The organism is Pseudomonas sp. GM41(2012) (assembly GCF_000282315.2).
GTDB lineage: Bacteria > Pseudomonadota > Gammaproteobacteria > Pseudomonadales > Pseudomonadaceae > Aquipseudomonas.
This window is the reverse complement of record NZ_AKJN02000007.1, coordinates 901,991-927,800: the sequence shown is the minus strand read 5'-3', so window position 1 is coordinate 927,800 and position 25,810 is coordinate 901,991. Positions and strand designations below refer to the sequence as shown.

26 protein-coding genes and 1 pseudogene are annotated in these 25,810 nt (G+C 59.8%); 16 read left to right on the top strand and 11 right to left on the bottom strand.

Annotated elements, in window-relative coordinates; translation table 11 throughout:
• Positions 1-5: 5 nt before the first annotated feature.
• The 4 genes from rlmH to PMI27_RS10340 form a co-directional block, all read right to left on the bottom strand.
• Complete coding sequence (gene rlmH / locus PMI27_RS10325; RefSeq protein ID WP_007937439.1) at positions 6-473, bottom strand: 23S rRNA (pseudouridine(1915)-N(3))-methyltransferase RlmH; 468 nt, start codon at positions 471-473, stop codon at positions 6-8.
• A 9-nt stretch (positions 474-482) separates the two neighbouring features.
• Positions 483-977 (bottom strand): ribosome silencing factor, encoded by a 495-nt coding sequence (rsfS, locus tag PMI27_RS10330; RefSeq protein WP_008152812.1) that lies wholly within the window; start codon positions 975-977, stop codon positions 483-485.
• 72 nt (positions 978-1,049) lie between these two features.
• Positions 1,050-1,739 (bottom strand): nicotinate-nucleotide adenylyltransferase, encoded by a 690-nt coding sequence (nadD, locus tag PMI27_RS10335; protein ID WP_259674762.1) that lies wholly within the window; start codon positions 1,737-1,739, stop codon positions 1,050-1,052.
• A 1-nt stretch (position 1,740) separates the two neighbouring features.
• Positions 1,741-3,012 carry a glutamate-5-semialdehyde dehydrogenase gene (locus PMI27_RS10340; protein WP_008152807.1) on the bottom strand — a complete coding sequence of 424 codons (1,272 nt, stop codon included), beginning with the start codon at positions 3,010-3,012 and terminating at the stop codon, positions 1,741-1,743.
• Between the two features lie 189 nt (positions 3,013-3,201).
• Between PMI27_RS10340 and PMI27_RS10345 the strand changes: the two genes are divergently transcribed.
• Positions 3,202-3,900 carry a DNA-3-methyladenine glycosylase gene (locus tag PMI27_RS10345; protein WP_008152806.1) on the top strand — a complete coding sequence of 233 codons (699 nt, stop codon included), beginning with the start codon at positions 3,202-3,204 and terminating at the stop codon, positions 3,898-3,900.
• Between the two features lie 238 nt (positions 3,901-4,138).
• Positions 4,139-5,455: a bifunctional DedA family/phosphatase PAP2 family protein gene (locus PMI27_RS10350; protein WP_008152804.1), complete on the top strand. Its 1,317-nt coding sequence runs from the start codon at positions 4,139-4,141 to the stop codon at positions 5,453-5,455.
• On the opposite strand, the gene PMI27_RS10355 is transcribed toward PMI27_RS10350, so the two are convergent.
• From PMI27_RS10355 to PMI27_RS10365, 3 genes are read right to left on the bottom strand one after another with little or no spacing between them, the layout of a single operon-like run.
• On the bottom strand, positions 5,456-6,046 hold the full coding sequence (locus tag PMI27_RS10355) for an LON peptidase substrate-binding domain-containing protein (protein ID WP_008152802.1): 591 nt from the start codon (positions 6,044-6,046) through the stop codon (positions 5,456-5,458).
• 10 nt (positions 6,047-6,056) lie between these two features.
• Positions 6,057-6,773 (bottom strand): LrgB family protein, encoded by a 717-nt coding sequence (locus PMI27_RS10360; protein ID WP_008152800.1) that lies wholly within the window; start codon positions 6,771-6,773, stop codon positions 6,057-6,059.
• Complete coding sequence (locus PMI27_RS10365; protein WP_008152799.1) at positions 6,770-7,132, bottom strand: CidA/LrgA family protein; 363 nt, start codon at positions 7,130-7,132, stop codon at positions 6,770-6,772. Before PMI27_RS10365 ends, PMI27_RS10360 begins: the two co-directional genes overlap by 4 nt.
• Before the next feature lie 195 nt (positions 7,133-7,327).
• On the opposite strand from PMI27_RS10365, the gene PMI27_RS10370 reads away from it, so the two are divergent.
• From PMI27_RS10370 to PMI27_RS10380, 3 genes are all read left to right on the top strand, one after another.
• Positions 7,328-7,783: a MaoC family dehydratase gene (locus PMI27_RS10370; protein WP_008152797.1), complete on the top strand. Its 456-nt coding sequence runs from the start codon at positions 7,328-7,330 to the stop codon at positions 7,781-7,783.
• Between the two features lie 112 nt (positions 7,784-7,895).
• A complete protein-coding gene (locus tag PMI27_RS10375) occupies positions 7,896-9,614 on the top strand; it encodes a C13 family peptidase (protein ID WP_008152794.1) in 1,719 nt (572 codons plus the stop codon).
• Positions 9,615-9,641: 27 nt separating this feature from the next.
• The gene (locus tag PMI27_RS10380; protein ID WP_008152792.1) at positions 9,642-10,283 is read left to right on the top strand and encodes an oxidoreductase; all 642 of its coding nucleotides are present in this window, start codon (positions 9,642-9,644) and stop codon (positions 10,281-10,283) included.
• 151 nt (positions 10,284-10,434) lie between these two features.
• Here the strand turns inward: PMI27_RS10380 and PMI27_RS10385 are convergent, their stop codons facing one another.
• The 4 genes from PMI27_RS10385 to PMI27_RS10400 form a co-directional block, all read right to left on the bottom strand.
• Positions 10,435-10,719 carry a YceK/YidQ family lipoprotein gene (locus PMI27_RS10385; protein ID WP_008152790.1) on the bottom strand — a complete coding sequence of 95 codons (285 nt, stop codon included), beginning with the start codon at positions 10,717-10,719 and terminating at the stop codon, positions 10,435-10,437.
• Positions 10,712-11,344 (bottom strand): flavin prenyltransferase UbiX, encoded by a 633-nt coding sequence (ubiX, locus tag PMI27_RS10390; RefSeq protein WP_008152788.1) that lies wholly within the window; start codon positions 11,342-11,344, stop codon positions 10,712-10,714. Before ubiX ends, PMI27_RS10385 begins: the two co-directional genes overlap by 8 nt.
• On the bottom strand, positions 11,341-12,690 hold the full coding sequence (gene mpl, locus PMI27_RS10395; protein ID WP_008152785.1) for a UDP-N-acetylmuramate:L-alanyl-gamma-D-glutamyl-meso-diaminopimelate ligase: 1,350 nt from the start codon (positions 12,688-12,690) through the stop codon (positions 11,341-11,343). The genes ubiX and mpl overlap by 4 nt, the downstream gene beginning before the upstream one ends.
• A 236-nt stretch (positions 12,691-12,926) precedes the next feature.
• Complete coding sequence (locus tag PMI27_RS10400; RefSeq protein WP_008152783.1) at positions 12,927-14,840, bottom strand: sigma-54-dependent Fis family transcriptional regulator; 1,914 nt, start codon at positions 14,838-14,840, stop codon at positions 12,927-12,929.
• A gap of 400 nt (positions 14,841-15,240) precedes the next feature.
• Between PMI27_RS10400 and exaC the strand changes: the two genes are divergently transcribed.
• The 11 genes and pseudogenes from exaC to PMI27_RS0229595 all read left to right on the top strand — a co-directional run bounded on the left by exaC (position 15,241) and on the right by PMI27_RS0229595 (position 25,784).
• The gene (gene exaC / locus PMI27_RS10405; RefSeq protein WP_024164580.1) at positions 15,241-16,761 is read left to right on the top strand and encodes an acetaldehyde dehydrogenase ExaC; all 1,521 of its coding nucleotides are present in this window, start codon (positions 15,241-15,243) and stop codon (positions 16,759-16,761) included.
• 249 nt (positions 16,762-17,010) lie between these two features.
• Positions 17,011-18,381, top strand: coding sequence for an ethanolamine permease (eat, locus tag PMI27_RS10410; RefSeq protein ID WP_008153572.1), 1,371 nt, complete (start codon positions 17,011-17,013; stop codon positions 18,379-18,381).
• A gap of 184 nt (positions 18,382-18,565) precedes the next feature.
• Positions 18,566-19,960 (top strand): ethanolamine ammonia-lyase subunit EutB, encoded by a 1,395-nt coding sequence (locus tag PMI27_RS10415; protein ID WP_008153571.1) that lies wholly within the window; start codon positions 18,566-18,568, stop codon positions 19,958-19,960.
• An 8-nt stretch (positions 19,961-19,968) separates the two neighbouring features.
• On the top strand, positions 19,969-20,793 hold the full coding sequence (eutC, locus tag PMI27_RS10420; RefSeq protein WP_177327865.1) for an ethanolamine ammonia-lyase subunit EutC: 825 nt from the start codon (positions 19,969-19,971) through the stop codon (positions 20,791-20,793).
• Positions 20,794-20,905: 112 nt separating this feature from the next.
• On the top strand, positions 20,906-21,367 hold the full coding sequence (locus tag PMI27_RS10425; protein WP_008153569.1) for a GNAT family N-acetyltransferase: 462 nt from the start codon (positions 20,906-20,908) through the stop codon (positions 21,365-21,367).
• A gap of 220 nt (positions 21,368-21,587) precedes the next feature.
• A complete protein-coding gene (locus PMI27_RS10430) occupies positions 21,588-22,244 on the top strand; it encodes a DedA family protein (RefSeq protein ID WP_008153568.1) in 657 nt (218 codons plus the stop codon).
• 6 nt (positions 22,245-22,250) lie between these two features.
• The gene (locus tag PMI27_RS10435; RefSeq protein ID WP_008153567.1) at positions 22,251-23,063 is read left to right on the top strand and encodes a zinc-dependent peptidase; all 813 of its coding nucleotides are present in this window, start codon (positions 22,251-22,253) and stop codon (positions 23,061-23,063) included.
• A gap of 113 nt (positions 23,064-23,176) precedes the next feature.
• Positions 23,177-23,704 carry an inorganic diphosphatase gene (gene ppa, locus PMI27_RS10440; RefSeq protein WP_008153565.1) on the top strand — a complete coding sequence of 176 codons (528 nt, stop codon included), beginning with the start codon at positions 23,177-23,179 and terminating at the stop codon, positions 23,702-23,704.
• Between the two features lie 223 nt (positions 23,705-23,927).
• Entirely contained in the window at positions 23,928-24,680 is a 753-nt protein-coding gene (locus PMI27_RS10445; protein WP_033053406.1) for a S24 family peptidase, read from the top strand.
• A gap of 66 nt (positions 24,681-24,746) precedes the next feature.
• Positions 24,747-24,962: a hypothetical protein gene (locus tag PMI27_RS10450; RefSeq protein ID WP_008153562.1), complete on the top strand. Its 216-nt coding sequence runs from the start codon at positions 24,747-24,749 to the stop codon at positions 24,960-24,962.
• A 222-nt stretch (positions 24,963-25,184) separates the two neighbouring features.
• Positions 25,185-25,784 (top strand): annotated as a pseudogene (locus PMI27_RS0229595) (M48 family metallopeptidase).
• The last annotated feature ends 26 nt before the right edge of the window (positions 25,785-25,810 follow it).

Genomic DNA, 25,810 nt, shown 5'->3' with positions numbered 1-25,810 from the left:
CAGAACTACTTGTGGTAAGGGTGGCCGGACAGGACTGTCCAGGCACGATACAGCTGTTCGCCGATCAGGATTCGCACCAGCGGGTGCGGCAACGTCAGCGGCGAGAGCGACCAGCGCTGATCGGCCCGGGCACAGACTTCCGGCGCCAGCCCTTCGGGGCCGCCGACCATGAAATTCACCGTGCGCGAGTCCAGCCGCCAGCGATCGAGCTCGACCGCCAGTTGCTCGGTGCTCCAGGGCTTGCCGTGGACTTCGAGGGTCACAACACGCTCGTTCGGCCCGACCTTGGCCAGCATGGCTTCGCCTTCCTGACGGATGAATCGCGCCACGTCGGCGTTCTTGCCACGGGTGTTGAGCGGTATTTCCACCAGTTCCAGCGCCAGCTCGGACGGAAGACGCTTGGCATATTCATGCCAGCCTTCTTCCACCCACTTGGGCATGCGAGAACCGACGGCGATCAGTCGCAGTCGCACAGCGGTCCCTTATTGCTGGTCTTTGTTGAGCTTGACGAAGTGCTCATGGGTGTTTTCCGGGCTGTGGTGAGCCGCGTTCAGAGCACGGCTCTGTTCTGCACCGGACCACAGACGCTCCAGGTCGTAAAACTGACGAGCCGAAGCGGTCATCATGTGCACGATGACATCATCCATATCCAGCAGGACCCAGTCGCTGTCGCCCTTGCCTTCTTCACCCAGCGGCTTGACGCCCTGGGCTTTGACCGCTTCGCGGACCTTGTCCAGCATCGCGCCGATCTGGCGGTTGGAGGTACCGGTGGCGATGATCATGAAGTCAGTAATGCTCTGCTTTTCACGAACGTCGATCACCTGGATGTCCTGGCCCTTGACGTCTTCCAGGGCCGCTACGGCAACCTTGACCAGCTCTTCGCCGCGCAGCTCAGGGCCGGTTGGAACTTCTACTGGCAGCGGGGCGCTCTTGAACGTGCCTTTGCGCTTTACTTTAGTTACGTCTTTGTCAGTCATATAAAACTCGTTTTGCTCGTATGTTCGGGCGCTTCGGTACACGCGTTCACGTGTTTTGAAGCGCTCCCTTTTTCAGTTCGACGCACGGTAGAGACCGTGCGCATCGATGTAGGCCAGGACCGCGTCGGGCACCAGGAAACGTACCGACTTACCGCTGGCCAGCAGTTGACGGATCTGGGTGGCGGATACCGCGAGCGGTGTCTGCCAGACGAATGCAATCTGTCCGCTCGGCCCTTTGAGGGCCAGCGGGTCGCTCACCGAGCGTGCCGCCAACAGATTGCGCAAGGCATCCGGCGGTTCGCTGTCGGCATCCGGGCGTTGCAGCACCAGGATGTGGCAATGCTGGAGCAACTCTTCCCAGCGATGCCAAGTGGGCAGGCCGCAAAATGCGTCCCAGCCCAAAAGTAGAAAAACCTGGTCGGAGGCGGCAAGTTCTGCGCGCATCAGTTCCAGGGTGTCGATGGTGTAGGACGGTTTGTCCCGCTGCAATTCGCGGGCGTCCACCACCAGCGGCGCCACACCGGCCACCGCGCACTCGACCATCGCCAGACGGTCTTTCGCCGATACCTGCGGCGTACCGCGATGAGGTGGTCTGGCACTGGGTGTCAGACGCAGCTCATCGAGCGCCAGCGATTCGGCGACTTCCAGTGCACCGCGCAAATGGCCGATATGCACCGGGTCGAAGGTTCCACCCAGCATGCCAATGCGTCGAGGCGCAGGCTCGCTGGCGGTTACCGGGGCTGACAGGTCGAGGTCGCCCAAGTCAGTCTGACGCCTGGCCGCGCAACTGGCCATCACCGACCACGATGTACTTCTCGCAGGTCAGACCTTCGAGGCCCACCGGGCCGCGGGCGTGCAGCTTATCAGTAGAAATGCCAATCTCGGCACCCAATCCGTATTCGAAGCCATCGGCGAAGCATGTCGGGGTGTTGATCATGACCGACGATGAATCGACTTCAGCGACGAAACGCCGGGTGTCAGCAAGGTTTTCACTGACAATCGAATCGGTGTGATGGGAGCCGTACTTGTTAATGTGTTCGATGGCCTGGTCCAGCCCGTCGACCACACGGATCGAGAGAATCGGCGCCAGGTACTCGGTGTTCCAGTCTTCTTCAGTGGCGGCAACAGCCTCGATGATCGCCCGGGTGCGCTCGCAGCCGCGCAGCTCGACGCCTTTTTCGCGGAACTGTGCGGCCATCGATGGCAGGAAATCCTTGGCGACCGATTGGTCCACCAGCAGGGTTTCCATCGCACCGCAGATGCCATAACGGTAAGTCTTGGCGTTGAACGCGATGCGCTGGGCTTTCGGCAGGTCGGCATGAGCACTGACGTAAACGTGACAGATGCCGTCCAGATGCTTGATAACCGGCACGCGAGCGTCACGGCTGACGCGCTCGATCAGGCCACGGCCGCCACGGGGCACGATAACGTCGACGTACTCGGGCATGGTGATCAGTGCGCCAACGGCGGCACGGTCAGTGGTTTCGACCACTTGCACCACGGCGGCAGGCAAATCGGCTTCGGCCAGACCGCGCTGGATGCAGGCGGCAATGGCACGATTGGAATGAATCGCCTCGGAGCCGCCACGCAGAATGGTCGCGTTGCCAGACTTCAGGCACAGGCTGGCGGCATCGATCGTCACGTTCGGACGGGATTCGTAGATGATCCCGATCACGCCCAACGGCACGCGCATCTTGCCGACCTGAATGCCCGACGGCCTAAAGCTCATGTCGCGGATCGCGCCGACCGGATCCGGCAGAGCCGCCACCTGACGCAAACCGACGATCATGCCGTCGATACGTTCGGGGGTCAGCGCCAGACGCTCAAGCAATGCAGGCTCAAGACCATTGGCGCGGCCAGCGGCCAAATCCAGTTCATTGGCAGCCGTCAGCTCGGCGCGTGCGGCGTCCAACGCATTGGCTGCTGCCTGCAAGGCGCGGTTTTTCTGCGCGGTGCTGGCACGGCCGATGACGCGAGAAGCTTCGCGGGCAGCGCGACCCAATCGGGTCATGTAGTCAAGAACGGACTCAGTCATGGTCTGGAGTGGTCTTTGCTTAGGTCTTGGTAAAGAGTAAAGCGGCAGATTATAGCTGTCGCGTCCCGGGACTAACAGCGGTGACGGGCGGATGGTCGAAATGGAGGGCAATTTGCCGACGTTCAGCCGTGATTAAGCTGCAAATTGTTATCATCGCGACTCAATCAGCCCTGATAAACGCCGTTCATCATGACTAACCTGACTGTTCGCACGTCCGCGACGAGCCTGCCCAAGGGGCTCGCGGATGCATTTTTCGACAGAGATGCCCAAACGCTGGCCCGGGATTTACTCGGTAAAGTCATTCGTCACCGGGTCGGCGACCTGTGGCTCAGCGCCCGAATTATCGAGACCGAAGCCTATTACTTCGAAGAAAAAGGCAGCCACGCCTCCCTCGGCTACACAGAAAAACGTAAGGCTTTGTTTCTGGATGGCGGCCACATCTATATGTACTACGCCCGTGGCGGCGACTCTCTGAACTTCAGCGCCCAGGGGCCGGGCAATGCTGTGCTGATCAAATCCGCCTATCCGTGGGTCGATGACTTGAGCGGGCCGGCGAGCCTGGCGCAGATGCTGTTGAACAATCCCGACGCCCAGGGTCGCCCTCGCCCTTCGCAAAAGCTTTGCGCCGGACAGACATTGCTCTGCAAAGCGTTGGGCCTGAAGGTGCCGGTCTGGGACGCCAAGCGCTTCGACCATGAAGTGCTGCTGGTGGAAGATATCGGCCCGGCGCCCGCTCACATTATACAAACCACACGTTTGGGCATTCCCCACGGCCGCGATGAGCATTTGATGTACCGTTTCGTCGATGCGGCTTACGCGCCGTATTGCACGCGCAACCCGTTGCGACGGGGGCAGGTCGAAGGTCGCGATTATTTTTTGCTGACCTGAACAATGAAAATTCCCCTGTGGGAGCGACCTGTGGCGAGGGGGCTCGCCCCCGTTGGGCTGCGAAGCGGCCCCAAAATTGATGTTGTGCCAAATATTTTGTGAGTGCTACGCACTCAAACGGGGCGGTGCGGCGTTCCGACAAGCCCCCTCGCCACAGGGCTCCCACAGGGATTTATAGCGTTTTGAAGATTGTGTTCGCCCGCCTAGGGCCAATTGAATTGTCGATGGAGTTGTTTTTATGGGCCCATGGCTCGATAGCGTGACCGGTTGGTTGACGGTCAACCCGCAATGGCTGGCCGCGGCGGTGTTCATAGTGGCCTTTGTGGAATGCCTGGCGATTGCCGGGCTGATCGTACCCGGCACGGTGCTGCTGTTTGCCGTGGCGGTACTGGCCGGCAGTGGCGCGCTGTCGTTGGGTGAAACGCTGCTGCTGGGCTTTCTCGCCGGTGTGCTGGGGGACATCGTTTCGTACTTCATCGGGCGACATTTCCATCAGAACATCCGGCGCCTGCCAGGCCTGCGCCATCATCCGGAATGGATCGCCGGCGCCGAAGCGTATTTCCAGCGCTACGGCATCGCCAGCCTGCTGGTCGGGCGCTTCATCGGTCCCCTGCGGCCGATGCTGCCGATGGTCGCGGGGATGTTCGACATGCCCTTCCCGCGCTTCGCCGCCGTCAGTCTGCTGGCCGCCGCTGGCTGGACCGTTGCCTATCTGCTGCCCGGCTGGGCCACGGGGGCGGCGATTCGCCTGCCGTTGCCGGAGGGTTTCTGGCCTGAAGCCGGGATCGTCGCCGGCAGCATCGTCGTCATGGTGGGCTTGAGCGCCACCAGCAGTCTGCGCCGTCATCGCAAAGCGACGATGCTGATTACCGGAATGAGCTTCCTGATTTTGGCCGGACTGTTTATCGGCTATCCGCATCTGACCGCCCTCGATCAGGGCTTGATGACCCTGGTGCAGGAACACCGCAGCCCGATGCTCGATGAAGTCGCGGTGACATTCACGCTGATCGGCGAGTTTCGCAACATGCTGTTGTTCAGCGCCCTGCTGACGGGTTTGCTGTTGCTCACCCGGCAATGGCGCCAGGCGATTTTCGCCGGCAGCACCCTGCTTTGCACCGCGCTGGGCAACACCGCGACCAAACACTTTTTCGCCCGCGTACGCCCGGAAGTGTTGAGCGATCCTCTGACCAGCTACAGCATGCCCAGCGGCCACGCCTCGGGCTCTTTTGCGCTGTTTCTGACGCTGGCCGTGCTGGCCGGCCGCGGACAACCGCCGCGCATGCGCCTGACCTGGCTGCTGGTAGGTTGCTTGCCGGCGCTGGCGATTGCCCTGTCGCGGGTGTACCTGGGCGCGCACTGGCCGACGGATGTGTTGGCCGGCGCGATGCTGGCAGCGTGCGTGTGTGCGGCGAGCTTGTGGCTAAATCAGCGCCCGGCGCCGCTCAACGCCATGCCACCGAAGGTCTGGTGGTTGGTGTTGCCAGCGCTGGTGGCGCTGTTCGGGTTCTTTGCATTGCGGCACTTACCGCATGCGATGTTGCGGTATGCCTACTGATCAGGCAAACAACTCACCCTGCAACTCATCCAGCAGCGCCTGAATCGCATCCAGTCGCTGCTGCGGATCATCGAGTTGCAGCAGGTCGATCTTGTCCACTTCGGCAAACGGCAACAGGTACGCCAACTGATTGGCCAACGACTGCTGCCCGGTTGCCTCGGTGCCCATGTTCAACGCTTCGACCATCGGGTGTTCGGCCAAGGCTTTGAGCAGCGCAACCAGGTCGGCGTCTTCATCCTGCAGCGGTTGCTCAGGTTCGTCCTCCAGCCACTCGACCTCGGCGACGGTCAGCTGATCGCGCTGAATCTCGGTGCGCAGCACGTGGAAACGCCGTCCGCCCTGCACCCGAATGCCCAGCAAGCCATTGTCCTGCTGTTTGAAATCAGTGATCAGCGCCTCGCATCCGACCAGCGCGTAGCCCGCCGGGGCGATGCCGACTTCTTCGCCGTCAAGGATGCACACCACGCCAAAGCCGCCGCCCTGTTTCATGCAGCGACTGATCATGTCCAGGTAGCGCGCCTCGAAGATCTGCAAATCGAGGATGCAGCCAGGAAACAACACTGTGTTCAGCGGAAAAAGCGGCAAGCTCATAGACATTTCCTTACACCACCATCGACACCGCCAACGGCAGGAAAACTGCCGTGGCCACGCCCATCAGACTCATCGCCAGCGCCGCGAAGGCGCCGCACTCTTCATTTTCCTGCATCGCCACCGCAGTGCCTACCGCGTGCGCCGTCATGCCCAATGCCATACCGCGCGCCTCAGGGCTGTGCACACCCAGCCGGGTCAAAAGACTCGGCCCGAAGATCGCCCCGATCACCCCGGTAATCAACACGAACACCGCTGCCAGCGCCGCGACGCCACCGATCTGCTCCGCCACCAGCATGGCAATCGGCGACGTCACCGACTTCGGTGCCATGGTCATCAGGATCATGTGTTCGGCACCAAACGACCAGCCCAGCAATACGCCCATGCCAGTAGCGACGACGCCACCTATCACCAGCGTAGTAAATATCGGCCAGAACAACTGCCGAATGCGTCGCAGATTGAGGTACAGCGGCACAGCCAGCGCCACGGTCGCCGGCCCGAGCAGGATACTGAGGATCTCGGTGCTTTTGCGGTACTCGGCATAGGTCAGGCCGCAACCCACCAATACGCCGATCACCAGCAGCATCGAGACCAGCACCGGTTGCAGAAAGATCCAGCGGGTTTTCTCGAACGCCGCCAGCACCAGCTGATAAGCCCCCAGCGTAATACCGATACCGAACAACGGATGATGAATCACCGATGCCCAGGCGCCGTGCCAGTCGAAGATCATTGGCCATCCTCACGATGAGCGTGACGCTTGACCATGCGCTGCATCAGCACGCCAGCGAAGGCCATGGACAGCAACAGAGACAACACCAGCGCACCGACGATGGCCCAGAAATCCGCGGCAATGTCTTTAGCGTAAACCATCACACCCACGGCGGGCGGCACCAGCAATAACGGCAGGTAACGCAGCAGACTGCTGGCCGCGAGGTTCAGCGGTTCGCCAACCTGGCCACGACTGATCAGGAATACCAACAGCAACAGCAGGCCGACAATCGGCCCCGGCAGTATCGGTAAAAACAAGTGGTTGATGGCTGTGCCCAGCAATTGGAACAGCACCAGCCAGGTCAGGCCACGTAACAACATCCGTCATCTCCCGCCAATATCATCCCGCACAAGCGGGCCGAACATTATAAGCACGCCAACGCTATAGACCGGCATTCGCCAAATTCATGGTCAGTTGACCGGAGCCATTTGCCATGTTGATCTAAAGTGGTAATCCGGGAGGTCAAATCCCCCCACCTCAAAACTATAAAACCGATGAACCCAAGGAGAGTCTCAATGCCCTATGTTCCAGTTGCAGAGCTCAAAGATTATGTCGGCAAGGAACTCGGACGTTCCGAATGGCTCACCATCGATCAGGAGCGCATCAACCTGTTCGCCGAAGCCACAGGGGACTATCAGTTCATCCACGTCGACCCGGTCAAAGCCGCGCAAACGCCATTTGGCAGCACCATTGCACACGGTTTCCTGTCGCTGTCGCTGATCCCCAAACTGATGGAAGACATCCTGATCCTCCCTGAAGGGGCGAAGATGGTGGTCAACTACGGTCTGGATACCGTGCGTTTCATCCAGCCAGTGAAGGTCAATTCCAGGGTACGACTCAAGGTCGACATGAACGAAGTCACCGAGAAGAAACCCGGCCAATGGCTGCTCAAGGCCACCGCCACGCTTGAGATCGAAGGCTCGGACAAGCCGGCCTACATCGCCGAGCCACTGTCTCTCTGCTTCGTGTAACCCATCCCGGATGCGAAGCAGCTCACGCTGTTTCGCGCCCTCTCCTGTTTACTGGCTATATAAGGTCAAACAGCTGCGGCATACTCGGTCGCCTAATTGCCCGGATCCCGCTATGCGCCCACTTGCACTCCTCGCTCTGACCCTATTGCTCACCGCTTGCGGCGACGGCGAATCGCTGTTGCCCCCCGATGCCCGCTTGCCGGACGGCGGACGCTATCGCGGAGAACTGGTCAACGGATTGCTGCAAGGCCAGGGCCGTATCGATTATCCGAACGGCAGCTGGTACGCCGGCGATTTCGACAAGGGCCAATGGCATGGCCAGGGCGAATGGCACGGCAGTAACGGCGAAGTCTATCGCGGGGGATTCAAACTAGGGCTGTTCGACGGCAAGGGCACACTGACCACCAGCGGCAGCAGTTTCACCGGCAGTTTCAAAGCCGGTCGACGGGACGGCGAAGGCACCCTCAAAGAAAACGGTATGACCTACCGCGGTGAATTCAAGGCCGATCAATATTCAGGGCTCGGTCGTCTCGAACTCGAAGACGGCAGTTCGTATCAGGGCCAGTTCGCCCACGGCAAACCCAACGGCGAAGGCCAACGGGGCGACGCCAGCGGCAATCAGTTCACCGGGCATTTCGTCGACGGTCAGCTCGAAGGCAACGGGACGTTCAACAGCGCCGATGGCGATATCTATGTCGGCGGTTTCAAGAACAACCAACTGCACGGCAAGGGCCGCTACGAGAACGCCGACGGTGATGTCTGGCTCGGTCAATTCAAGGAAGGGTCGCTGAACGGCAAGGGCGAGTTGATCGGCGCCGACGGCAGCCATTACATCGGCCAGTTCAGTGACTGGCGCTTCACCGGCCAAGGTCGATTGAACCTGTCCGACGGCAGCTTCTACATTGGTCAATTCGACGGTGACAGCTACTCGGGGCACGGCACCCTGGTGCTGACTGACGGCACGGTGCAAAACGGTACGTGGGTCAATGGCCAGCGTGTTCGCGATGCCGAAGGCAAGCTGCTGCCCGACAGCCTGGAACTCGGTTTGCTCGCCCAGGGCCGTCTGCTCAACGATGCACTGTCCAACGTGCCGGCTTCGACCCCGGCGGTCGAGCTGTACACCTTGACCTTGGGCGGTGACGGCAAGCAAAGCGTGTTCCTGCGCGAATCCGATTACGTCAGCAATATGCTCAACAGCCGCTTTGGTGCGTTTGGCCAGATCCGCTTGGTGAACCATCGCGACCACCTCGTCGACCGGCCGATGGCCACCCGGGAAAACCTGCGCCGCGCCGCCGCCACCCTGGCCGAACGCAGTGGCCCGGAAGACTTGATCTTCATCTACCTGACCAGCCACGGCTCCAGCGAACACGAACTGGTGCTCGACCAGCCGCGCATGGAACTGTCCGATCTGCCGGCCGACGAACTCGCCGCGGTGCTCTCTCCGCTGAAAAACCGCGACAAGATCATCGTGATTTCGTCCTGTTACTCGGGCGGCTTCATTCCCGCGCTCAAGGATGAACGCACCCTGATCATGACCGCCTCGCGCGCTGACCGCGTGTCCTTTGGCTGCTCGGAAGAAGCCAACTTCACCTACTTCGGCGACGCACTGTTCGCCCAGGCACTGAACCAGACCGACGACCTGGAGCAAGCCTTCAAACTGGCCAAGGCCACCGTTGCAGAACGCGAACTGGCGGACAGCTTCGAAGCCTCTGAACCGCAGATCTGGGCGCCGAAAACCGTTCTCTCTCACTGGCAGCTGTTACGCAAGCAGCAGGCACGAAAAGCGCTTCAAAGTGTCTCCACCGACAGCAAGGATGCAAAGAGCAACTAAGCTGAAGAGTATCAAGGGGGAAACACTATGTACTTGACGCCTCAACACGTATTGCTTGCCGGAGCTACCGGGTTGACCGGTGAACATTTACTTGATCGCCTGCTCAATGAGCCCACGATCTCACGAGTATTGGCGCCGTCACGCCGGCCATTGGCCGAGCACCCCCACCTGGAAAATCCGGTCGGCGACCCAGCGGAATTTCTGCCGCAATTGAATGGTCGCGTCGACATTGCCTACTGCTGCCTGGGCACCACTATCAAGAAAGCCGGCTCGGAACAGGCCTTTCGCGCGGTGGACCTGGACATGGTGGTGGCGTTCGCCAAACGTGCACGGGAGATGGGCGCACGGCACCTGATCGTGATCAGTGCCCTGGGTGCCGATCGCAGGTCCCCGATTTTCTACAACCGGGTCAAAGGCGAAATGGAATATGCATTGCGCGCACAGGACTGGCCGCAACTGACTATTTGCCGACCTTCGCTGCTGCTGGGCGAGCGTTTGGAACCGCGCATGGCTGAGCAATTCGTCGGGCCTTTGTCCCGTTTGATCCCCGGCAAATACCGCGGCATCGAAGCCTGCCAACTGGCCCGCGCCATGTGGCGACTGGCGCTGGAAGAGCAGGATGGGCTGCGGATTGTTGAGTCGGATGAGTTGCGTAAGTTAGGAAAGTAATTCGCAGACCTGTGGCGAGGGGGCTTGCCCCCGTTGGGCTGCAAAGCAGCCCCAAAACCGGCCATCTCCATTTTTCAGATACACCGCGAGCTGTGGATTTACGACTGCTGCGCAGCCGAACGGGGGCAAGCCCCCTCGCCACATGGCTCTCCTACAATCCACCCGTTGCCTGAAAACTTACCCCGATCACCGTGAGCACCGACAGCGGCAACAGCAGCGTGTCGAGCAACGCACTGGCCGGCAGGTCGACGCCGGGGTAGCTCGGGGCTTCTGCGCCGAAGCGGTCCATGGCGCAGCAACCGCCGTTCATCGCATACAAATCCAGACGCGCCCCCGAATACACCACCGGCGCCCCTGGCTTGGCGGCATCGAGCGTTCGCGCCGTGGCGCAGCCAACCAATTGCAGCGCCAGCACAATCGCCAACAGCTTATTCATCGCTGGTCAGATGGTGTTCGCCCCAACGCGGCAGCATGTCCTGGGGAATGTTCAGCAGATTGAGAATTCGCGCCACGACAAAATCGATCAAGTCGTCGATGGTTTGCGGCTGATGATAAAAGCCTGGCGACGCCGGCAAAATCGTCACGCCCATGTTCGACAACTTGAGCATGTTCTCCAGATGGATGCTTGAATACGGCGCCTCACGCGGCACCAGAATCAGCTGACGACGTTCCTTCAAAGTGACGTCGGCAGCACGCTCGATCAGGTTGTTGCAGGCCCCCGTCGCAATAGCCGACAAGGTCCCGGTGGAACACGGCACCACCACCATCGCTGCCGGAGCACCGGAGCCGGAGGCCACTGGTGACATCCAGTCTTCCTTGCCATACACCCGAATCTGCCCGGCGGCAGCACCGGTGTATTCAGTGAGGAAGGCCTGCATCATCTGGGTTTTCGGCGGCAACGTAACGTCAGTCTCGGTGGCCATCACCAGCTGCGCTGCCTTGGAAATCAGGAAGTGCACCTCGCGGTCTTCACGAATCAGGCAGTCCAGCAGGCGCAAACCATATTGGGCGCCGGAAGCACCGGTCATCGCCAGCGTGATGCGTTCCGGGCCGTTGTTCATTGCAGCGCCTCGGCGAGTTTGCCGTGCAGGCCACCGAAGCCGCCGTTGCTCATGATCACCACGTGAGTGCCGGGCTGGGCCTGGCTCTTCACGCGCTCGATGATGCCTTCCAGCGAATCGCTGACGATCGACGGGACCGTGCACAACGCAGCAGTAGCCCCCAGATCCCAACCGAGGTTGGCCGGCGCATACCAGATCACCTGATCGGCATCGACCACGCTTTCCGGCAAGCCGTCGCGGTGAGCGCCGAGCTTCATGGAGTTGGAGCGCGGCTCGATGATCGCAATCAGCGGTGCATCGCCGATGCGCTTACGCAGACCGTCGAGGGTCGTCGCAATCGCCGTCGGATGGTGAGCGAAGTCGTCATAGATGGTAATGCCACGGACTTCCGCGACTTTCTCCATCCGACGCTTGACGCTTTTGAAGGCGCTAAGAGCAGCAATGCCCATGGACGGCACAACACCGACGTGACGGGCCGCAGCCAATGTGGCCAGGGCGTTGGCGACGTTGTGTTGGCCGGTCATGTCCCACTCGACCACACCTTGAGCGACACCTTCGAACATCACTTCAAACTTCGAACCGTCTTCGCTCAGCAGTTTTACCTGCCACTGACCGCCAGCACCGGTGGTTTGCACCGGGGTCCAGCAGCCCATCTCGATCACCCGCTGCAAAGCTGGCTCGGTGGTCGGGTGGATCACCAGGCCTTCGCTCGGGATGGTCCGTACCAAATGGTGGAATTGCCGCTCGATGGCTGGCAGATCGGGGAAGATGTCGGCGTGATCGTATTCCAGGTTGTTCAGGATCGCCGTGCGCGGACGGTAGTGAACGAACTTGGAGCGCTTGTCGAAGAACGCGCTGTCGTACTCGTCGGCTTCGATCACGAAGAACGGTGTGTCACCCAAGCGGGCGGACACCGAGAAGTTTTGCGGCACGCCGCCGATCAGGAAACCCGGGCTCATGCCCGCGTGCTCCAGCACCCAGGCGAGCATGCTGCTGGTGGTGGTTTTGCCGTGGGTACCGGCGACGGCCAGCACCCAGCGACCTTGCAGCACGTGATCTGACAGCCATTGCGGGCCGGAGACGTACGGCAGGCCTTTGTTCAGCACGTATTCGACAGCCGGGTTGCCGCGGGACATGGCATTGCCGATCACCACCAGATCCGGTGCCGGATCGAGCTGCGCCGGGTCATAGCCTTGGGTCAACTCAATGCCCTGAGCCTCAAGTTGAGTGCTCATCGGCGGATAGACGTTGGCATCGGAGCCCGTCACGTGATGGCCCAGCTCTTTGGCCAGAACCGCCATCGAACCCATGAAAGTGCCGCAGATACCAAGAATATGAATATGCATTAGTCGACCTCGTAAAACATGGCCGCAGGTTAGCGTAGGGTGGGAAAATTCGCACTCTTTAGCTGAGAGCTGCGCGGACAACTGTGGTGAGGGGGCTTGCCCCCGTTCGGCTGCGCAGCAGTCGTAAACCCGGCAACTCGGTGTGCCTGGAAATCGAGTACTCAGGTTTTGGGGCCGCTTCGCGGCCCAACGGGGCGGTGCCGCGGTCCGACAAGCCCTCTCGCCACAGAAGTGATTTAACGGGCAATCCCATGTTTACGCAGCTTTCTATAAAGGGTGTTACGACTGACACCCAACTGTTCCGCTGTATTAGTCATATGCCAACGCGTCTGTTCCAGCACATTCAGCAACGCGAACCGCTCAGCATCATCCAGCGGATGCTCCGACGACGCTTCAACCGCAACAACCGGCACCGGCCGAGCCTGACGAATCATCACCGGCAAATCCTCCAGCCCGATCCGCCCGCCATCGCACAACGCCGCTAACGTGCGCAGCACATTGCGCAACTGCCGCACGTTCCCCGGCCAGGCGAAGGCCAGCAACGCCTGGCGGGCCGGGCCGTCGATCAATACGGTTTCCCCACCGGCCTCTTCGGCCAGCAAAAAGTCGAGCAACTGAGACTTGTCACTGCGATCACGCAGCGCCGGCAGTGCAACTTCCAGCCCGTTGAGCCGGTAATACAAATCCTCGCGGAAGCTACCGTCCTGCACCCGCTCCAGCAAATTACGGTGAGTGGCGCTGATGATCCGTACGTTGACCGACTCCGGCTCGCCGCCGATCGGCACCACCTGACGATCTTCCAGCACCCTTAATAGCCGGGTCTGCAACGCCAGGGGCATGTCGCCGATTTCATCGAGGAACAGAGTCCCGCCATCGGCCTGTTGCAACTTGCCGCGCATGCCTTCCTTGCGCGCACCGGTAAAGCTGCCGCCGCGATAGCCAAACAGTTCGCTCTCGATCAGGCTTTCGGGGATGGCGGCGCAGTTGAGGGCGACGAAGGCTTTTTCTGCTCGCTGGCTGGCCTGATGGACGGCTTTGGCAAACGCTTCTTTGCCGGAACCGGTTTCGCCGTTGATCAGTAGCGGAACGTCCCGCTCGAACACGCGCAAGGATTTGCGGAAATCTTCCTGCAACCCCGTGTCGCCCAGACAAATGCCCGACAAGCGCGAAGGTTCGGCGATCACCGCACTTTGCACCACCGGCACCGGAATGCTGCGTGGCTGCCCGCGCAACACTGCAAACAGACTCCGCCCGTCTCGGGTACGCAATGGCCAACTGGCGCTGGCATTGACGCTGGCGCGGCCGAGCAAGTCATCCAGCGAACAATCGAAAAATGCCTCGACCGGCTTACCCAACAATCCGCCGCGAATATGTCCCAGCAGGTTCAGCGCACTCTGGTTGACCGCACTGATCCGCCCTTCCCCGTCGAACGCCAGCAAGCCTTCGCTAAACAGCCCGACGGATTCGGCCTGAAGGTGAAAACGCAGCAGCCATTGATTGTCGAAGTAGCGCAGGAAATAGCAGCTCTCGATCATCTTCGCCGACAGATTGACCAGGGCCATGGTGTGGAACTGACTTTGACGAGAGACCTCATGGCGCGCAGAGGACACGTCGAGCACCGCCAGCAGTTCGCCGTGAGGGTCGAACACCGGGCTCGCCGAGCAGGTCAGGCCGGTGTGACGGCCGCGGAAGTGCTCGTCCTGATGGATGGTCAGGGACTGACGCTCCACCAGACAGGTGCCAATGCCGTTGGTGCCTTCGCACGCTTCGCTCCAGTCAGCACCGAGCCAGAGGCCGGCGCGCTCGAAAATCTTCCGCTCGGCAGGCGCGGTGACGCAATTGAGGATCACCCCACGGGCGTCGGTCAGCAGAACCGCGTGGCCAGCGCCGGAGAGCTGCTGATGAAGGCTGGTCATTTCGCTGCCGGCGATGTGCAGCACTTGCTGCAAACGCTCGCGGCTTTCGAGTACGCGGCCATGTTCGAGCACTGTCGGCGCCATGGTCAGGGCCGGGTCGAGGTGATAATCCTCAAGACAGCGCAGCCAGGAACGGGCAATCGACGGGTCGCTGCCGGGGCCGTGCAGGTGGGATTTGCCCTGAGTGACAGTCAGGACCTGCTGGGCATGGCGACTCAAATGGTTGTCGTGCATTTCTTATTGTTCTCCCCGAGCGGTTTACAACCGCCCCTGTAGGAGCTGTCGAGTGAAACGAGGCTGCGATCTTTTGATCTTGTTCCTGAAAAGCAAAATCAAAAGATCGCAGCCTCGTTTCACTCGACAGCTCCTACAGGGGTTGTGCCGAGCATCCTCCAGCGCGACGCGCATTGCAATGCTGGCGAGACCGTCCCGTCACACGTTGCGCCAGAAGCGGTACAAAGTGTCACTGGGACCGTACCGAAACCGTCACAGACAGAGTCCGCCGGTCCGACAAAAATCGCGTAAGGCCTTGATTTACCTGACCTGCAAGGCGGTGGCCCGACCTTTGCTCTACGCTTATAGCAGGCGCACATGCGCTCTCCCTTATAAGCACAAAAGCCAAGGAGAAATCACCATGCGTTACGCTCACCCCGGTACTGAAGGCGCTATCGTTTCGTTCAAGAGCAAATACGGTAACTACATCGGCGGCGAGTTCGTCGCGCCTGTTAAAGGTCAGTACTTCACCAATACCTCGCCAGTGAATGGCCAACCGATTGCCGAATTCCCGCGCTCCACGGCCGAAGACATCGAAAAGGCCCTGGACGCCGCCCATGCGGCCGCTGATGCCTGGGGCGCCACGTCCGCCCAGGCTCGCTCGCTGGTGCTGCTGAAAATCGCCGACCGCATCGAACAGAACCTCGAAGTCCTGGCAATCACCGAATCCTGGGACAACGGCAAAGCCGTGCGTGAAACCCTCAACGCCGATATCCCGCTGGCGGCGGACCATTTCCGCTACTTCGCCGGGTGCATCCGCGCCCAGGAAGGCAGCGCTGCCGAAATCGACGGCAACACCGTGGCCTATCACATCCATGAACCACTGGGGGTGGTCGGGCAGATCATCCCGTGGAACTTCCCGATCCTGATGGCCGCCTGGAAACTCGCCCCGGCCCTGGCCGCCGGCAACTGCGTGGTGCTCAAGCCGGCCGAACAAACGCCACTGGGCATTACCGTGCTGATGGAGCTGATCGGCGACCTGCTGCCGCCGGGCGTGCTGAACGTGGTGCAAGGCTTCGGCAAAGAAGCCGGCGAAGCGCTGGCCACCAGCAAACGCATCGCCAAGATCGCCTTCACCGGCTCGACCCCGGTCGGCTCGCACATCATGAAATGCGCCGCCGAAAACATCATTCCGTCCACCGTGGAGCTGGGTGGCAAGTCGCCGAACATCTTCTTCGAAGACATCATGAAGGCCGAGCCAAGCTTCATTGAAAAAGCCGCCGAAGGCCTGGTGCTGGCGTTCTTCAACCAGGGCGAAGTCTGCACCTGCCCATCCCGCGCCTTGGTGCAGGAATCGATCTACGACGACTTCATGAAAGTCGTGATGAAGAAAGTGCTGTCGATCAAACGTGGCGACCCGCTGGACACCGACACCATGGTCGGCGCCCAGGCGTCCGAGCAGCAATTCGACAAAATCCTTTCGTACCTGGAAATCGCCAAGGGCGAAGGCGCCGAGCTGTTGACCGGCGGCAAGGTGGAAAAACTCGAGGGCAACCTGGCGACCGGGTATTACATCCAGCCGACCCTGCTCAAGGGCACCAACAAAATGCGCGTGTTCCAGGAAGAAATCTTTGGCCCGGTGGTGAGCATCACCACCTTCAAGGACGAAGCCGAAGCCCTGGCCATCGCCAACGACACCGAGTTCGGCCTGGGTGCCGGCCTGTGGACCCGCGACATCAACCGCGCCTACCGCATGGGCCGCGCGATCAAGGCCGGTCGTGTGTGGACCAACTGCTACCACCTGTACCCGGCGCATGCCGCGTTCGGCGGTTACAAGAAGTCCGGCGTGGGGCGTGAAACCCACAAGATGATGCTCGACCATTATCAGCAGACCAAAAACCTGCTGGTGAGCTACGACATTAATCCGTTGGGCTTCTTCTAAAAAGCGTGGGCGATGCAGAGGTTTCTGCGTCGCCCTTCAGATGGCCATCGCGAGCAGGCTCACTCCCACATTTGATCTGTGGCGTTCACAAAACCAATGTGGGAGCGAGCCTGCTCGCGATGGCGTCCTCAATGACACCGCAAAACATCGCCCTGCCGCTCTGGCACGGGCTTTGCGTGCCCGCTCTACACGAAAACTTCATACCCGAAAGTCCAACAAATCAAAAAATAAAAAAGACAGCGAGGACTTATGACTTCTACTACACAGCTCAAACCCACACTCGGCACCCTGCATTTATGGGGCATTGCCGTCGGCCTGGTGATTTCCGGCGAGTACTTCGGCTGGAGTTACGGCTGGGGCACCGCAGGGACCCTGGGTTTCCTCGTCACCGCACTGATGGTGGCGACGATGTACACCTGTTTCATCTTCAGCTTCACCGAATTGACTACCGCGATTCCCCACGCAGGCGGGCCATTTGCCTACAGCCGGCGGGCCTTCGGTGAGAAAGGCGGACTGATCGCCGGCATCGCTACCCTGATTGAGTTCGTCTTTGCACCCCCGGCGATTGCCATGGCCATCGGCGCCTACCTCAACGTGCAATACCCGGAACTTGACCCCAAGATCGCCGCCGTTGGCGCCTATTTCGTGTTCATGGGCTTGAATATCCTCGGCGTCAGCATCGCCGCGACGTTTGAACTGGTCGTCACCGTGCTGGCGGTCGCCGAATTGTTGGTGTTCATGGGCGTCGTTGCGCCGGGCTTCAGCTTCAGTAATTTCGCGCTTAACGGCTGGTCGGGCGCCAACGAGTTCACCATGGGCTCGATTCCCGGCATCTTTGCGGCGATCCCCTTTGCGATCTGGTTTTTCCTTGCGATTGAAGGCGCGGCGATGGCGGCCGAAGAGGCCAAGGACCCGAAACGTACGATTCCCAGGGCTTATGTCAGTGGCATTCTGACCCTGGTGTTCCTGGCCATCGGCGTGATGGTGATGGCGGGCGGCGTTGGCGACTGGCGTCAACTGGCGAACATCAACGATCCGTTGCCTCAGGCAATGAAAGCCGTGGTCGGCAACAATTCGACCTGGATGCACATGCTGGTGTGGATCGGCCTGTTCGGTCTGGTGGCGAGTTTCCACGGGATCATTCTTGGCTACTCGCGGCAGTTCTTTGCGCTGGCCCGGGCCGGTTACCTGCCTCGCAGCCTGGCCAAGCTCTCGCGCTTCCAGACCCCGCACCGGGCGATCCTGGCCGGCGGCGTGATCGGCATCGCGGCGATCTACAGCGACGGCCTGGTCAACCTGCAAGGCATGACCCTGACGGCAGCAATGATCACCATGTCGGTATTCGGTGCCATCGTGATGTACATCATCAGTATGCTGAGCCTGTTCAAACTGCGTAAAACCGAGCCGAACCTTGAACGCACCTTCCGCGCACCGGGTTATCCGATCGTGCCGGGGATTGCGCTGTTCCTGGCGGTGGTGTGCCTGGTGGCGATGGCCTGGTTCAACACACTGATCGGGTGTGTGTTCCTCGGGTTTATGGCTGCCGGTTACTTGTATTTCCAATTGACCGCCAAGCAGCGCTTCGATGCGCCGGCGGACGCGATGCTCGAAGGCGTCTGAGTTGCACCGGCGCCGGGCTGATTCCCGGCGCCTGTCCTATTTTGGGTCGACAACCCTACCCTGTAGGAGCAAGGCTTGCCCGCGATGGCCTCACTGCGGTCGGACAGCTACACCGCGGTGAAGCCATCGCGGGCAAGCCTTGCTCCTACAGGTCATCACTTCAGAATCAGGAGGACTCCGTCCCATGGCCGCATTTGCCCATTCCGTCGGCGCCCAGACCTACCGTTTCGACAGCCTCAAGGACGTCATGGCCAAGGCCAGTCCGGCGCGTTCCGGGGACTTTCTGGCCGGCGTCGCCGCCCTCAATGACGGCGAGCGTGTGGCCGCGCAGATGGCCCTCGCCAACATCCCGCTCAGCCACTTCCTGCAAGAAGTACTCATTCCGTACGAGGTCGATGAAGTCACCCGACTGATCATCGACACTCACGACAAACAAGCCTTCGCCGCCGTCAGCCACCTCACCGTCGGCGGCTTTCGCGACTGGTTGCTCAGCGATGCCGCCGACGAACAGAGCCTGCGCACCCTCGCGCCAGGCCTGACCCCGGAAATGGCCGCCGCCGTGTCGAAGATCATGCGCGTGCAGGATCTGGTGCTGGTCGCGCAGAAAATCCGCGTGGTCACCCGGTTCCGCAGCACGATGGGCCTGCGCGGTCGGCTATCCACCCGTCTGCAACCCAACCACCCCACCGACGAACCCGCCGGTATCGCCGCGAGCATTCTCGACGGCCTGCTGTACGGTAACGGTGACGCGATGATCGGCATCAACCCGGCCACCGATAGCATCGCCTCCATCTGCGCCATGCTGGAAATGCTCGACGCGATCATCCAGCGCTACGAAATTCCTACACAAGCGTGCGTGCTGACCCACGTCACCACGTCCATTGAGGCCATAAATCGCGGTGTTCCGCTGGACCTGGTGTTCCAGTCGATCGCCGGCACCGAGGCGGCGAACGCCAGTTTTGGTATCAACCTGAACGTGTTGCAGGAAGGCTACGACGCCGGTTTGAGCCTGAATCGCGGCACGCTGGGGCAGAACCTGATGTATTTCGAGACCGGTCAGGGCAGCGCCTTGTCAGCCAACGCCCACCACGGCATCGATCAACAGACCTGCGAAACCCGCGCCTACGCTGTGGCGCGACATTTCAAACCGTTCCTGGTGAACACCGTCGTAGGATTCATCGGCCCGGAATACCTCTACAACGGTAAACAGATCATCCGCGCCGGCCTCGAAGACCACTTCTGCGGCAAGCTCCTGGGCGTGCCGATGGGCTGCGACATCTGTTACACCAACCACGCCGAAGCCGACCAGGACGACATGGACACCCTGCTGACCCTGTTGGGCGTGGCCGGGATCAACTTCATCATGGGCATTCCCGGCTCCGACGACATCATGCTCAACTACCAGACCACGTCGTTCCACGACGCGCTTTACGCCCGCCAGACACTGGGCCTGAAGCCTGCGCCGGAATTCGAACAATGGCTGGCGAGAATGGGCATTTTCACCCAGGCAGACGGCAAGATTCACTTCGGCGACAGCCTGCCGCCGGCCTTCCGCCAAGCGATGGGGCAACTGGGATGAGTGTTGAAATGGACAAACCACCTGCTGATCCAGAAAACCCGTTACTGGAACTGCGCCGCCTGACACCGGCACGGATTGCCCTTGGTCGTACGGGCACCAGCATGCCGACCAGCGCGCAGCTGGATTTCCAGTACGCCCACGCTCACGCACGGGATGCGGTGCACTTGCCGTTCGACTCTGCGGGGCTCAGCGCACAACTAGCTGAACGCGGGCGTGCCAGTTTGCTGCTACACAGCGCCGCTACGGACCGGAACAGTTATTTGCAACGCCCCGATTTGGGGCGAAAGCTCAGTGATGAGTCGGCTCAGACACTGCGCGATTACGCATTGGCCAATCCCGGCGGTGTCGATCTGGCCATTGTCGTTGCCGATGGGTTGTCGGCGCTGGCCGTTCATCGCCATACCCTGCCGTTTCTGGCGCGGATGGAAGATCAGATTGTGAATGACGGCTGGTCCGTCTCACCGGTCATTCTGGTGGAACAGGGCCGAGTCGCCGTAGCCGACGAGATCGGCGAACTGCTGGGTGCGAAAATGGTGGTGATTCTGATCGGCGAACGCCCTGGCCTCAGTTCCCCGGACAGCCTGGGGCTGTATTTCACCTACAATCCAAAGGTCGGGCTGACGGATGCCTATCGCAACTGCATCTCCAATGTCCGACTCGAAGGCCTGAGTTACGGCATGGCGGCACACCGTTTGCTGTATTTGATGCGCGAGGCCTGTCGGCGGCAGTTGTCAGGGGTCAATCTGAAGGACGAAGCCCAGGTTCTGACACTGGAGTCGGACGCAGGAGCGGACAAGAAAGGTAATTTCCTACTGAGCCCGTCGGATGCCTGAACCGTTTCCGCATTGCGTTTCTGATTCAGTTTCAGGCAGGATCGATGCACGGCCGCCAGTGTTTCCCGTCGCCGTCACCACGTAAGACAGCCACTTGAAGACGAGACCTACCATGCGGATTATTCAAGCGACCCTCGAACACCTGGACCTGTTGACCCCGTTGTTCGTCAAATATCGCGAGTTTTATGGCTCCCTGGCTTATCCGGACTCGTCCCGGGCGTTCCTTGAAAAGCGCCTGCGTCGCAAGGAGTCGGTGATCTACCTGGCCCTGGCCGATGACGACAGCAACAAACTGATGGGTTTCTGTCAGTTGTATCCGAGCTTTTCGTCCCTTTCGCTGAAGCGCGTGTGGATCCTCAACGACATCTACGTCGCCGAAGAGGCTCGCCGCCAGTTGGTGGCCGACAACCTCATCCGCACCGCGAAAAAAATGGCCAAGGAAACCAACGCTGTACGCATGCGCGTTTCCACCAGCAGCAATAACGAAGTCGCGCGCAAAACCTACGAATCCATCGGGTTCAAGGAAGACACCGAGTTCAAGAACTACGTGTTGCCGATCAGCGACGAGCTGTAAGCCGAAAAGATCGCAGCCCTTATGGGTAAGGCCCTGTGGCTGCGATCGTCCTCTCACTGCGCTCCGAAACTCCCCGCTACAAACTCAACGCTCTTTTCACTTCTCCGATCGTATAATGCCGACCTTTCCGGCTTGTAAGAAAAACTACACCCGTATGTAGGCTTTCGCGAAGTCATCCGCACAGGCCTGCAGAGTCGGGCCGTCACCACAGGTGCTCTCCATGGATTTCAACCCGCTCGACATTATCCTGCATCTCGATGTGTACCTCGATTTGCTGGTAAACAACTACGGGGCATGGATTTACGCCATTTTGTTCCTGGTGATCTTCTGCGAAACCGGCCTGGTGGTGATGCCGTTCCTGCCGGGCGATTCCCTGCTATTCATCGCTGGCGCAGTAGCCGCCGGCGGCGGCATGGACCCAGTGCTGCTGGGGGGCCTGCTGATGCTGGCGGCAATCCTTGGCGACAGCACCAACTACCTGATCGGACGAACGGCCGGCGAGCGTTTGTTCAGGAACCCGAACTCGAAAATCTTCCGTCGCGACTACCTGAAACAAACCCACGACTTCTACGACAAGCACGGCGGCAAAACGGTGACGTTGGCGCGTTTCATGCCGATCATTCGCACCTTTGCACCGTTTGTCGCCGGCGTGGGCAAAATGCCGTACCCGCGTTTCTTCGCCTTCAGTGTTTTTGGCACGATCCTCTGGGTGGGCGGTCTGGTGACCCTCGGTTACTTCTTCGGCAACGTACCGTTCATCAAAAAGAACCTGTCGCTGCTGGTCGTGGGCATCATCCTGCTGTCGCTGCTACCGATGATCATCGGCATGATCCGCAGTCGCCTTGCTAACGCCGCGTCCAAAGCTCAATCACGCTGATTCACCATGTGGTCCCTTAGCGCTTGGCGTCGCCGGCGCATCCTGGCCAAGCATCCGATTGCCGACGACATGTGGCAGCGGGTGCGCCATCACCTGAGTTTTCTCGATGGCATCAGCGCCGCCGAAGACCAGTGGCTGCGCCAAGCCAGTGTGCTGTTCCTCCAGGACAAACACCTGACCACCCTGCCCGGCGTCGAGCTCCACCAGGAGCAACGCCTGCTGCTCGCCGCTCAGGCGCAACTGCCGCTGCTGCACCTGGGCGATCTGAACTGGTATCAGGGCTTCCACGAAATCGTCCTCTATCCCGACGACTTCCTCAGCCCCCAGCGCCATCGAGATGCCAGTGGTGTCGAGCACGAATGGAACGGCGAACACAGCGGCGAAGCCTGGCAGCAGGGCCCGATCATCCTCGCGTGGCCCGGCGTGATGGCCAGCGGTGGCTGGGAAGGCTACAACCTGGTGATCCACGAACTCGCGCATAAACTCGACATGCTCAACGGCAACGCCAACGGCCTGCCGCCGCTGCACGCCGACATGCGGGTGAGCGATTGGGCCAAAGTCATGCAAGAGGCCTACGACGACCTTGATCGGCAACTGGACCGCAATCCCGACGCTGACACCGCCATCGACCCGTACGCTGCGGAAAACCCGGCCGAGTTCTTCGCGGTCACCAGCGAATATTTCTTCAGCGCCCCGGATTTGCTGCACGAGGCGTATCCTCAGGTCTATGAACAGCTGAAGCTGTTTTATCGTCAGGACCCTCTGGCCCGGCTGCGGCAACTTCTGGCCGAGAACCCGGTCTATCAGGCACGCGACTAAGGTCTCTACGACCTCTGGTACATAGCATCGGCGGCGGAATATGCCTATAATCGCCGCCACTTTTTGGTCAATCCGGCCAAGTGTTTTTGGTCAACTAACGGGGGCACCGCCCAATGAGCTACAGCAAGATTCCGGCTGGCAAAGACCTGCCGAACGACATCTACGTCGCGATCGAGATTCCGGCCAACCACGCGCCGATCAAATACGAAATCGACAAAGACAGCGATTGCCTGTTCGTTGACCGTTTCATGGCCACCCCGATGTTCTACCCGGCCAACTACGGTTTCATCCCGAACACCCTGGCTGACGACGGTGACCCCCTCGACGTGCTGGTCGTGACCCCTTACCCGGTTGCTCCAGGTTCGGTTATCCGCGCTCGCCCAATCGGCATCCTGCACATGACCGACGACGGCGGCGGCGATGCCAAAGTCATCGCAGTCCCACACGACAAGCTGTCCCAGCTGTACGTCGACGTGAAGGAATGCAGCGACCTGCCACCGCTGCTGATTCAGCAGATCGAGCACTTCTTCGCGAACTACAAAGACCTCGAAAAAGGCAAATGGGTGAAGATCGAAGGTTGGGGCGACTCAGAAGCCGCTCGCACCGAGATCATGAAGTCGGTTGCTGCCTATAAAGGCTGATAGCCGTCTCTCACGAACGGTTATAACGAAGAACCCCGGTTGATCCGGGGTTTTTTGTGGGCGTCTGAAAATCATGTTCAACAGCACATTTAACGGCCGGGCAAACCGGTTTTTTCTTGTTTAATTTTTACAAAAGACGTCTTACATCAGGACTTAAATTTCACGCCAGATTTGAACGTTTTGTTGAATCAAAGCCTTATGCAGCACGGCTAGACTCGTGTTTATGAAAAAGAACAAAACCTGCGGCCCACGATTCAGAATGCTCCTGAGAGAGCTACAAATCACGACAACGAGATTTGCCGAATTCCTGGGAATTTCCGACCCTCAAACTGTCCATAACTGGTATACCCGCGGCGTTCCTGACTACCGCATGGAAGATGTCGCCAGAAGACTGTCCGTGAACACTGAATGGCTGAAAACCGGCGAAGGACCGCAAGACGCCAGGGAATTGCATCTGATCGATGCAAACGGCAACACCTTCGACGCCCAGTCAATCCGGGGCACCTATCGGGTCATCGACCCAGTCGATATCGAACTCCCCTTTTACAAAGAAGCGGCCACCGCCCCCGGCTCCGACAAAACCCATGTCATCAAAGACCCCAGCGAATCGATCCGCCTGCCACGCAGCGATCTTGACTCCCTGGAAATCAACCACGCCGATGCCATCTGCGCCCGCATGGTTGGCAACAGCATGGCCGAACGAATTGAAGATGGCTCCATCGTCGCCATCGACCGCGGGCTCACGCAAATTGTCGACGGAGAGATTTACGCAATCGAGCACGACGGCATGTTGCGCATCAAATACCTGAGCCGGGTACCAGGCAACGCGATACGCATGCGCAGCCACAACAGCTCCGATTACCCGGATGAAGTCTTCAGACCTCCGCAAATCGAAGAACAAAACATAAGGGTGCTGGGATGGGTGTTCTGGTGGTCGACCCTGAACAAACGCAGGCCACCCGTACCTTTTCTGTAAACACATCACTGTGTAGCAGCTGGCGAAGCTGCTACACGTAACCGCAATCGCTCTAGGTCGCACGCCATGCTGGGAATTCTGCAAAAAAATCAGTATGCTGCGCCCCACATTTGCGCATCGACCCGCCTCGCGGCGGAGAATCGCACCGACAAGGCAGATGACTTTCTCGCCAAGTCCCACAGCCGGACGCAAGATCCGGGTGTACGTTTTGAAGGCTGGCGCGGTTTACCAAAAATGATCCAAGCCAGTCCCCGAGAAGCCGGCCACAAGCCGGCTTTTTAATGCCTTTTTTGAAGGCTACCCTCATCTACTGAAAATCGAGAGAGCCTTGCTAGATCAAGGGTTTCAGCCTATTTTTGTTCCTGTGACTTCCGTTTTCATCCATCGTCTTCCACAGTCAAGTGGGGGATCAAGTGGGGGACCAGAGGGCCGAAAAGATGGGCAAGCTGACCGCAAAGCATGTCGAAAATGTGACCGAGCCAGGCACCTACGAAGACTACGTTAGTGCTCTTGGCACCGCTTGAGGCAGACGAAAAATCGCTGGGCCAATTCGTGCAGGAAAAAAGCTTCTGGATTTACTCTCGCCTGGCCGAAAATGAACGCCTCCTGCATGCGGTGCCTACCAAGGAATATGTGGACGGTGAAGGCTTCCTGTACCTCGGTCGCAGTTATAGGCTCAAGTTGGTAGACGATTAGAACGTGCCACTGAAGCTTACCGGCGGGCGCTTTTTGCTGCTACGTAGCCAGCCGTCACAGGCAAGGGAGCACTTTATTCGCTGGTACAGCCTGCATGCCCGTAACTGGCTCGTCTTGCGGGCAAAGGAGTACCAAGGACGTATGGACGTTTCCCTCGGAGGGGTGCGAGTGCAGGATCTTGGCTATCGCTGGGGCTCAAGCGGCAAAGGTGAAGTTCTGTACTTCCACTGGAATAGCATTCTTCTGCCCAAGTGCATCGCTGAATATGTTGTGCTCCATGAAATGGTCCATCTACACGAACCGCACCACACCCCAGACTTTTGGCTGAGGCTTGATCGGGCGATGCCTGATTATGCACAACGCAAGGAATGGCTGGCGGAGCATGGGATTGAGGTGGAAGGGATATAAAGGGATATCAGAGGAGCGAGTGACGA

Coding starts and splice junctions, on each gene's coding strand:
- rsfS (WP_008152812.1), bottom strand. CDS start 977: ATGACTGACAAAGACGTAACTAAAGTAAAGCGCAAAGGCACGTTCAAG.
- PMI27_RS10340 (WP_008152807.1), bottom strand. CDS start 3,012: ATGACTGAGTCCGTTCTTGACTACATGACCCGATTGGGTCGCGCTGCC.
- PMI27_RS10345 (WP_008152806.1), top strand. CDS start 3,202: ATGACTAACCTGACTGTTCGCACGTCCGCGACGAGCCTGCCCAAGGGG.
- PMI27_RS10350 (WP_008152804.1), top strand. CDS start 4,139: ATGGGCCCATGGCTCGATAGCGTGACCGGTTGGTTGACGGTCAACCCG.
- PMI27_RS10355 (WP_008152802.1), bottom strand. CDS start 6,046: ATGAGCTTGCCGCTTTTTCCGCTGAACACAGTGTTGTTTCCTGGCTGC.
- PMI27_RS10360 (WP_008152800.1), bottom strand. CDS start 6,773: ATGATCTTCGACTGGCACGGCGCCTGGGCATCGGTGATTCATCATCCG.
- PMI27_RS10365 (WP_008152799.1), bottom strand. CDS start 7,132: ATGTTGTTACGTGGCCTGACCTGGCTGGTGCTGTTCCAATTGCTGGGC.
- PMI27_RS10370 (WP_008152797.1), top strand. CDS start 7,328: ATGCCCTATGTTCCAGTTGCAGAGCTCAAAGATTATGTCGGCAAGGAA.
- PMI27_RS10375 (WP_008152794.1), top strand. CDS start 7,896: ATGCGCCCACTTGCACTCCTCGCTCTGACCCTATTGCTCACCGCTTGC.
- PMI27_RS10380 (WP_008152792.1), top strand. CDS start 9,642: ATGTACTTGACGCCTCAACACGTATTGCTTGCCGGAGCTACCGGGTTG.
- PMI27_RS10385 (WP_008152790.1), bottom strand. CDS start 10,719: ATGAATAAGCTGTTGGCGATTGTGCTGGCGCTGCAATTGGTTGGCTGC.
- ubiX (WP_008152788.1), bottom strand. CDS start 11,344: ATGAACAACGGCCCGGAACGCATCACGCTGGCGATGACCGGTGCTTCC.
- mpl (WP_008152785.1), bottom strand. CDS start 12,690: ATGCATATTCATATTCTTGGTATCTGCGGCACTTTCATGGGTTCGATG.
- PMI27_RS10400 (WP_008152783.1), bottom strand. CDS start 14,840: ATGCACGACAACCATTTGAGTCGCCATGCCCAGCAGGTCCTGACTGTC.
- exaC (WP_024164580.1), top strand. CDS start 15,241: ATGCGTTACGCTCACCCCGGTACTGAAGGCGCTATCGTTTCGTTCAAG.
- eat (WP_008153572.1), top strand. CDS start 17,011: ATGACTTCTACTACACAGCTCAAACCCACACTCGGCACCCTGCATTTA.
- PMI27_RS10415 (WP_008153571.1), top strand. CDS start 18,566: ATGGCCGCATTTGCCCATTCCGTCGGCGCCCAGACCTACCGTTTCGAC.
- eutC (WP_177327865.1), top strand. CDS start 19,969: ATGGACAAACCACCTGCTGATCCAGAAAACCCGTTACTGGAACTGCGC.
- PMI27_RS10425 (WP_008153569.1), top strand. CDS start 20,906: ATGCGGATTATTCAAGCGACCCTCGAACACCTGGACCTGTTGACCCCG.
- PMI27_RS10430 (WP_008153568.1), top strand. CDS start 21,588: ATGGATTTCAACCCGCTCGACATTATCCTGCATCTCGATGTGTACCTC.
- PMI27_RS10435 (WP_008153567.1), top strand. CDS start 22,251: ATGTGGTCCCTTAGCGCTTGGCGTCGCCGGCGCATCCTGGCCAAGCAT.
- ppa (WP_008153565.1), top strand. CDS start 23,177: ATGAGCTACAGCAAGATTCCGGCTGGCAAAGACCTGCCGAACGACATC.
- PMI27_RS10445 (WP_033053406.1), top strand. CDS start 23,928: ATGAAAAAGAACAAAACCTGCGGCCCACGATTCAGAATGCTCCTGAGA.
- PMI27_RS10450 (WP_008153562.1), top strand. CDS start 24,747: ATGCTGGGAATTCTGCAAAAAAATCAGTATGCTGCGCCCCACATTTGC.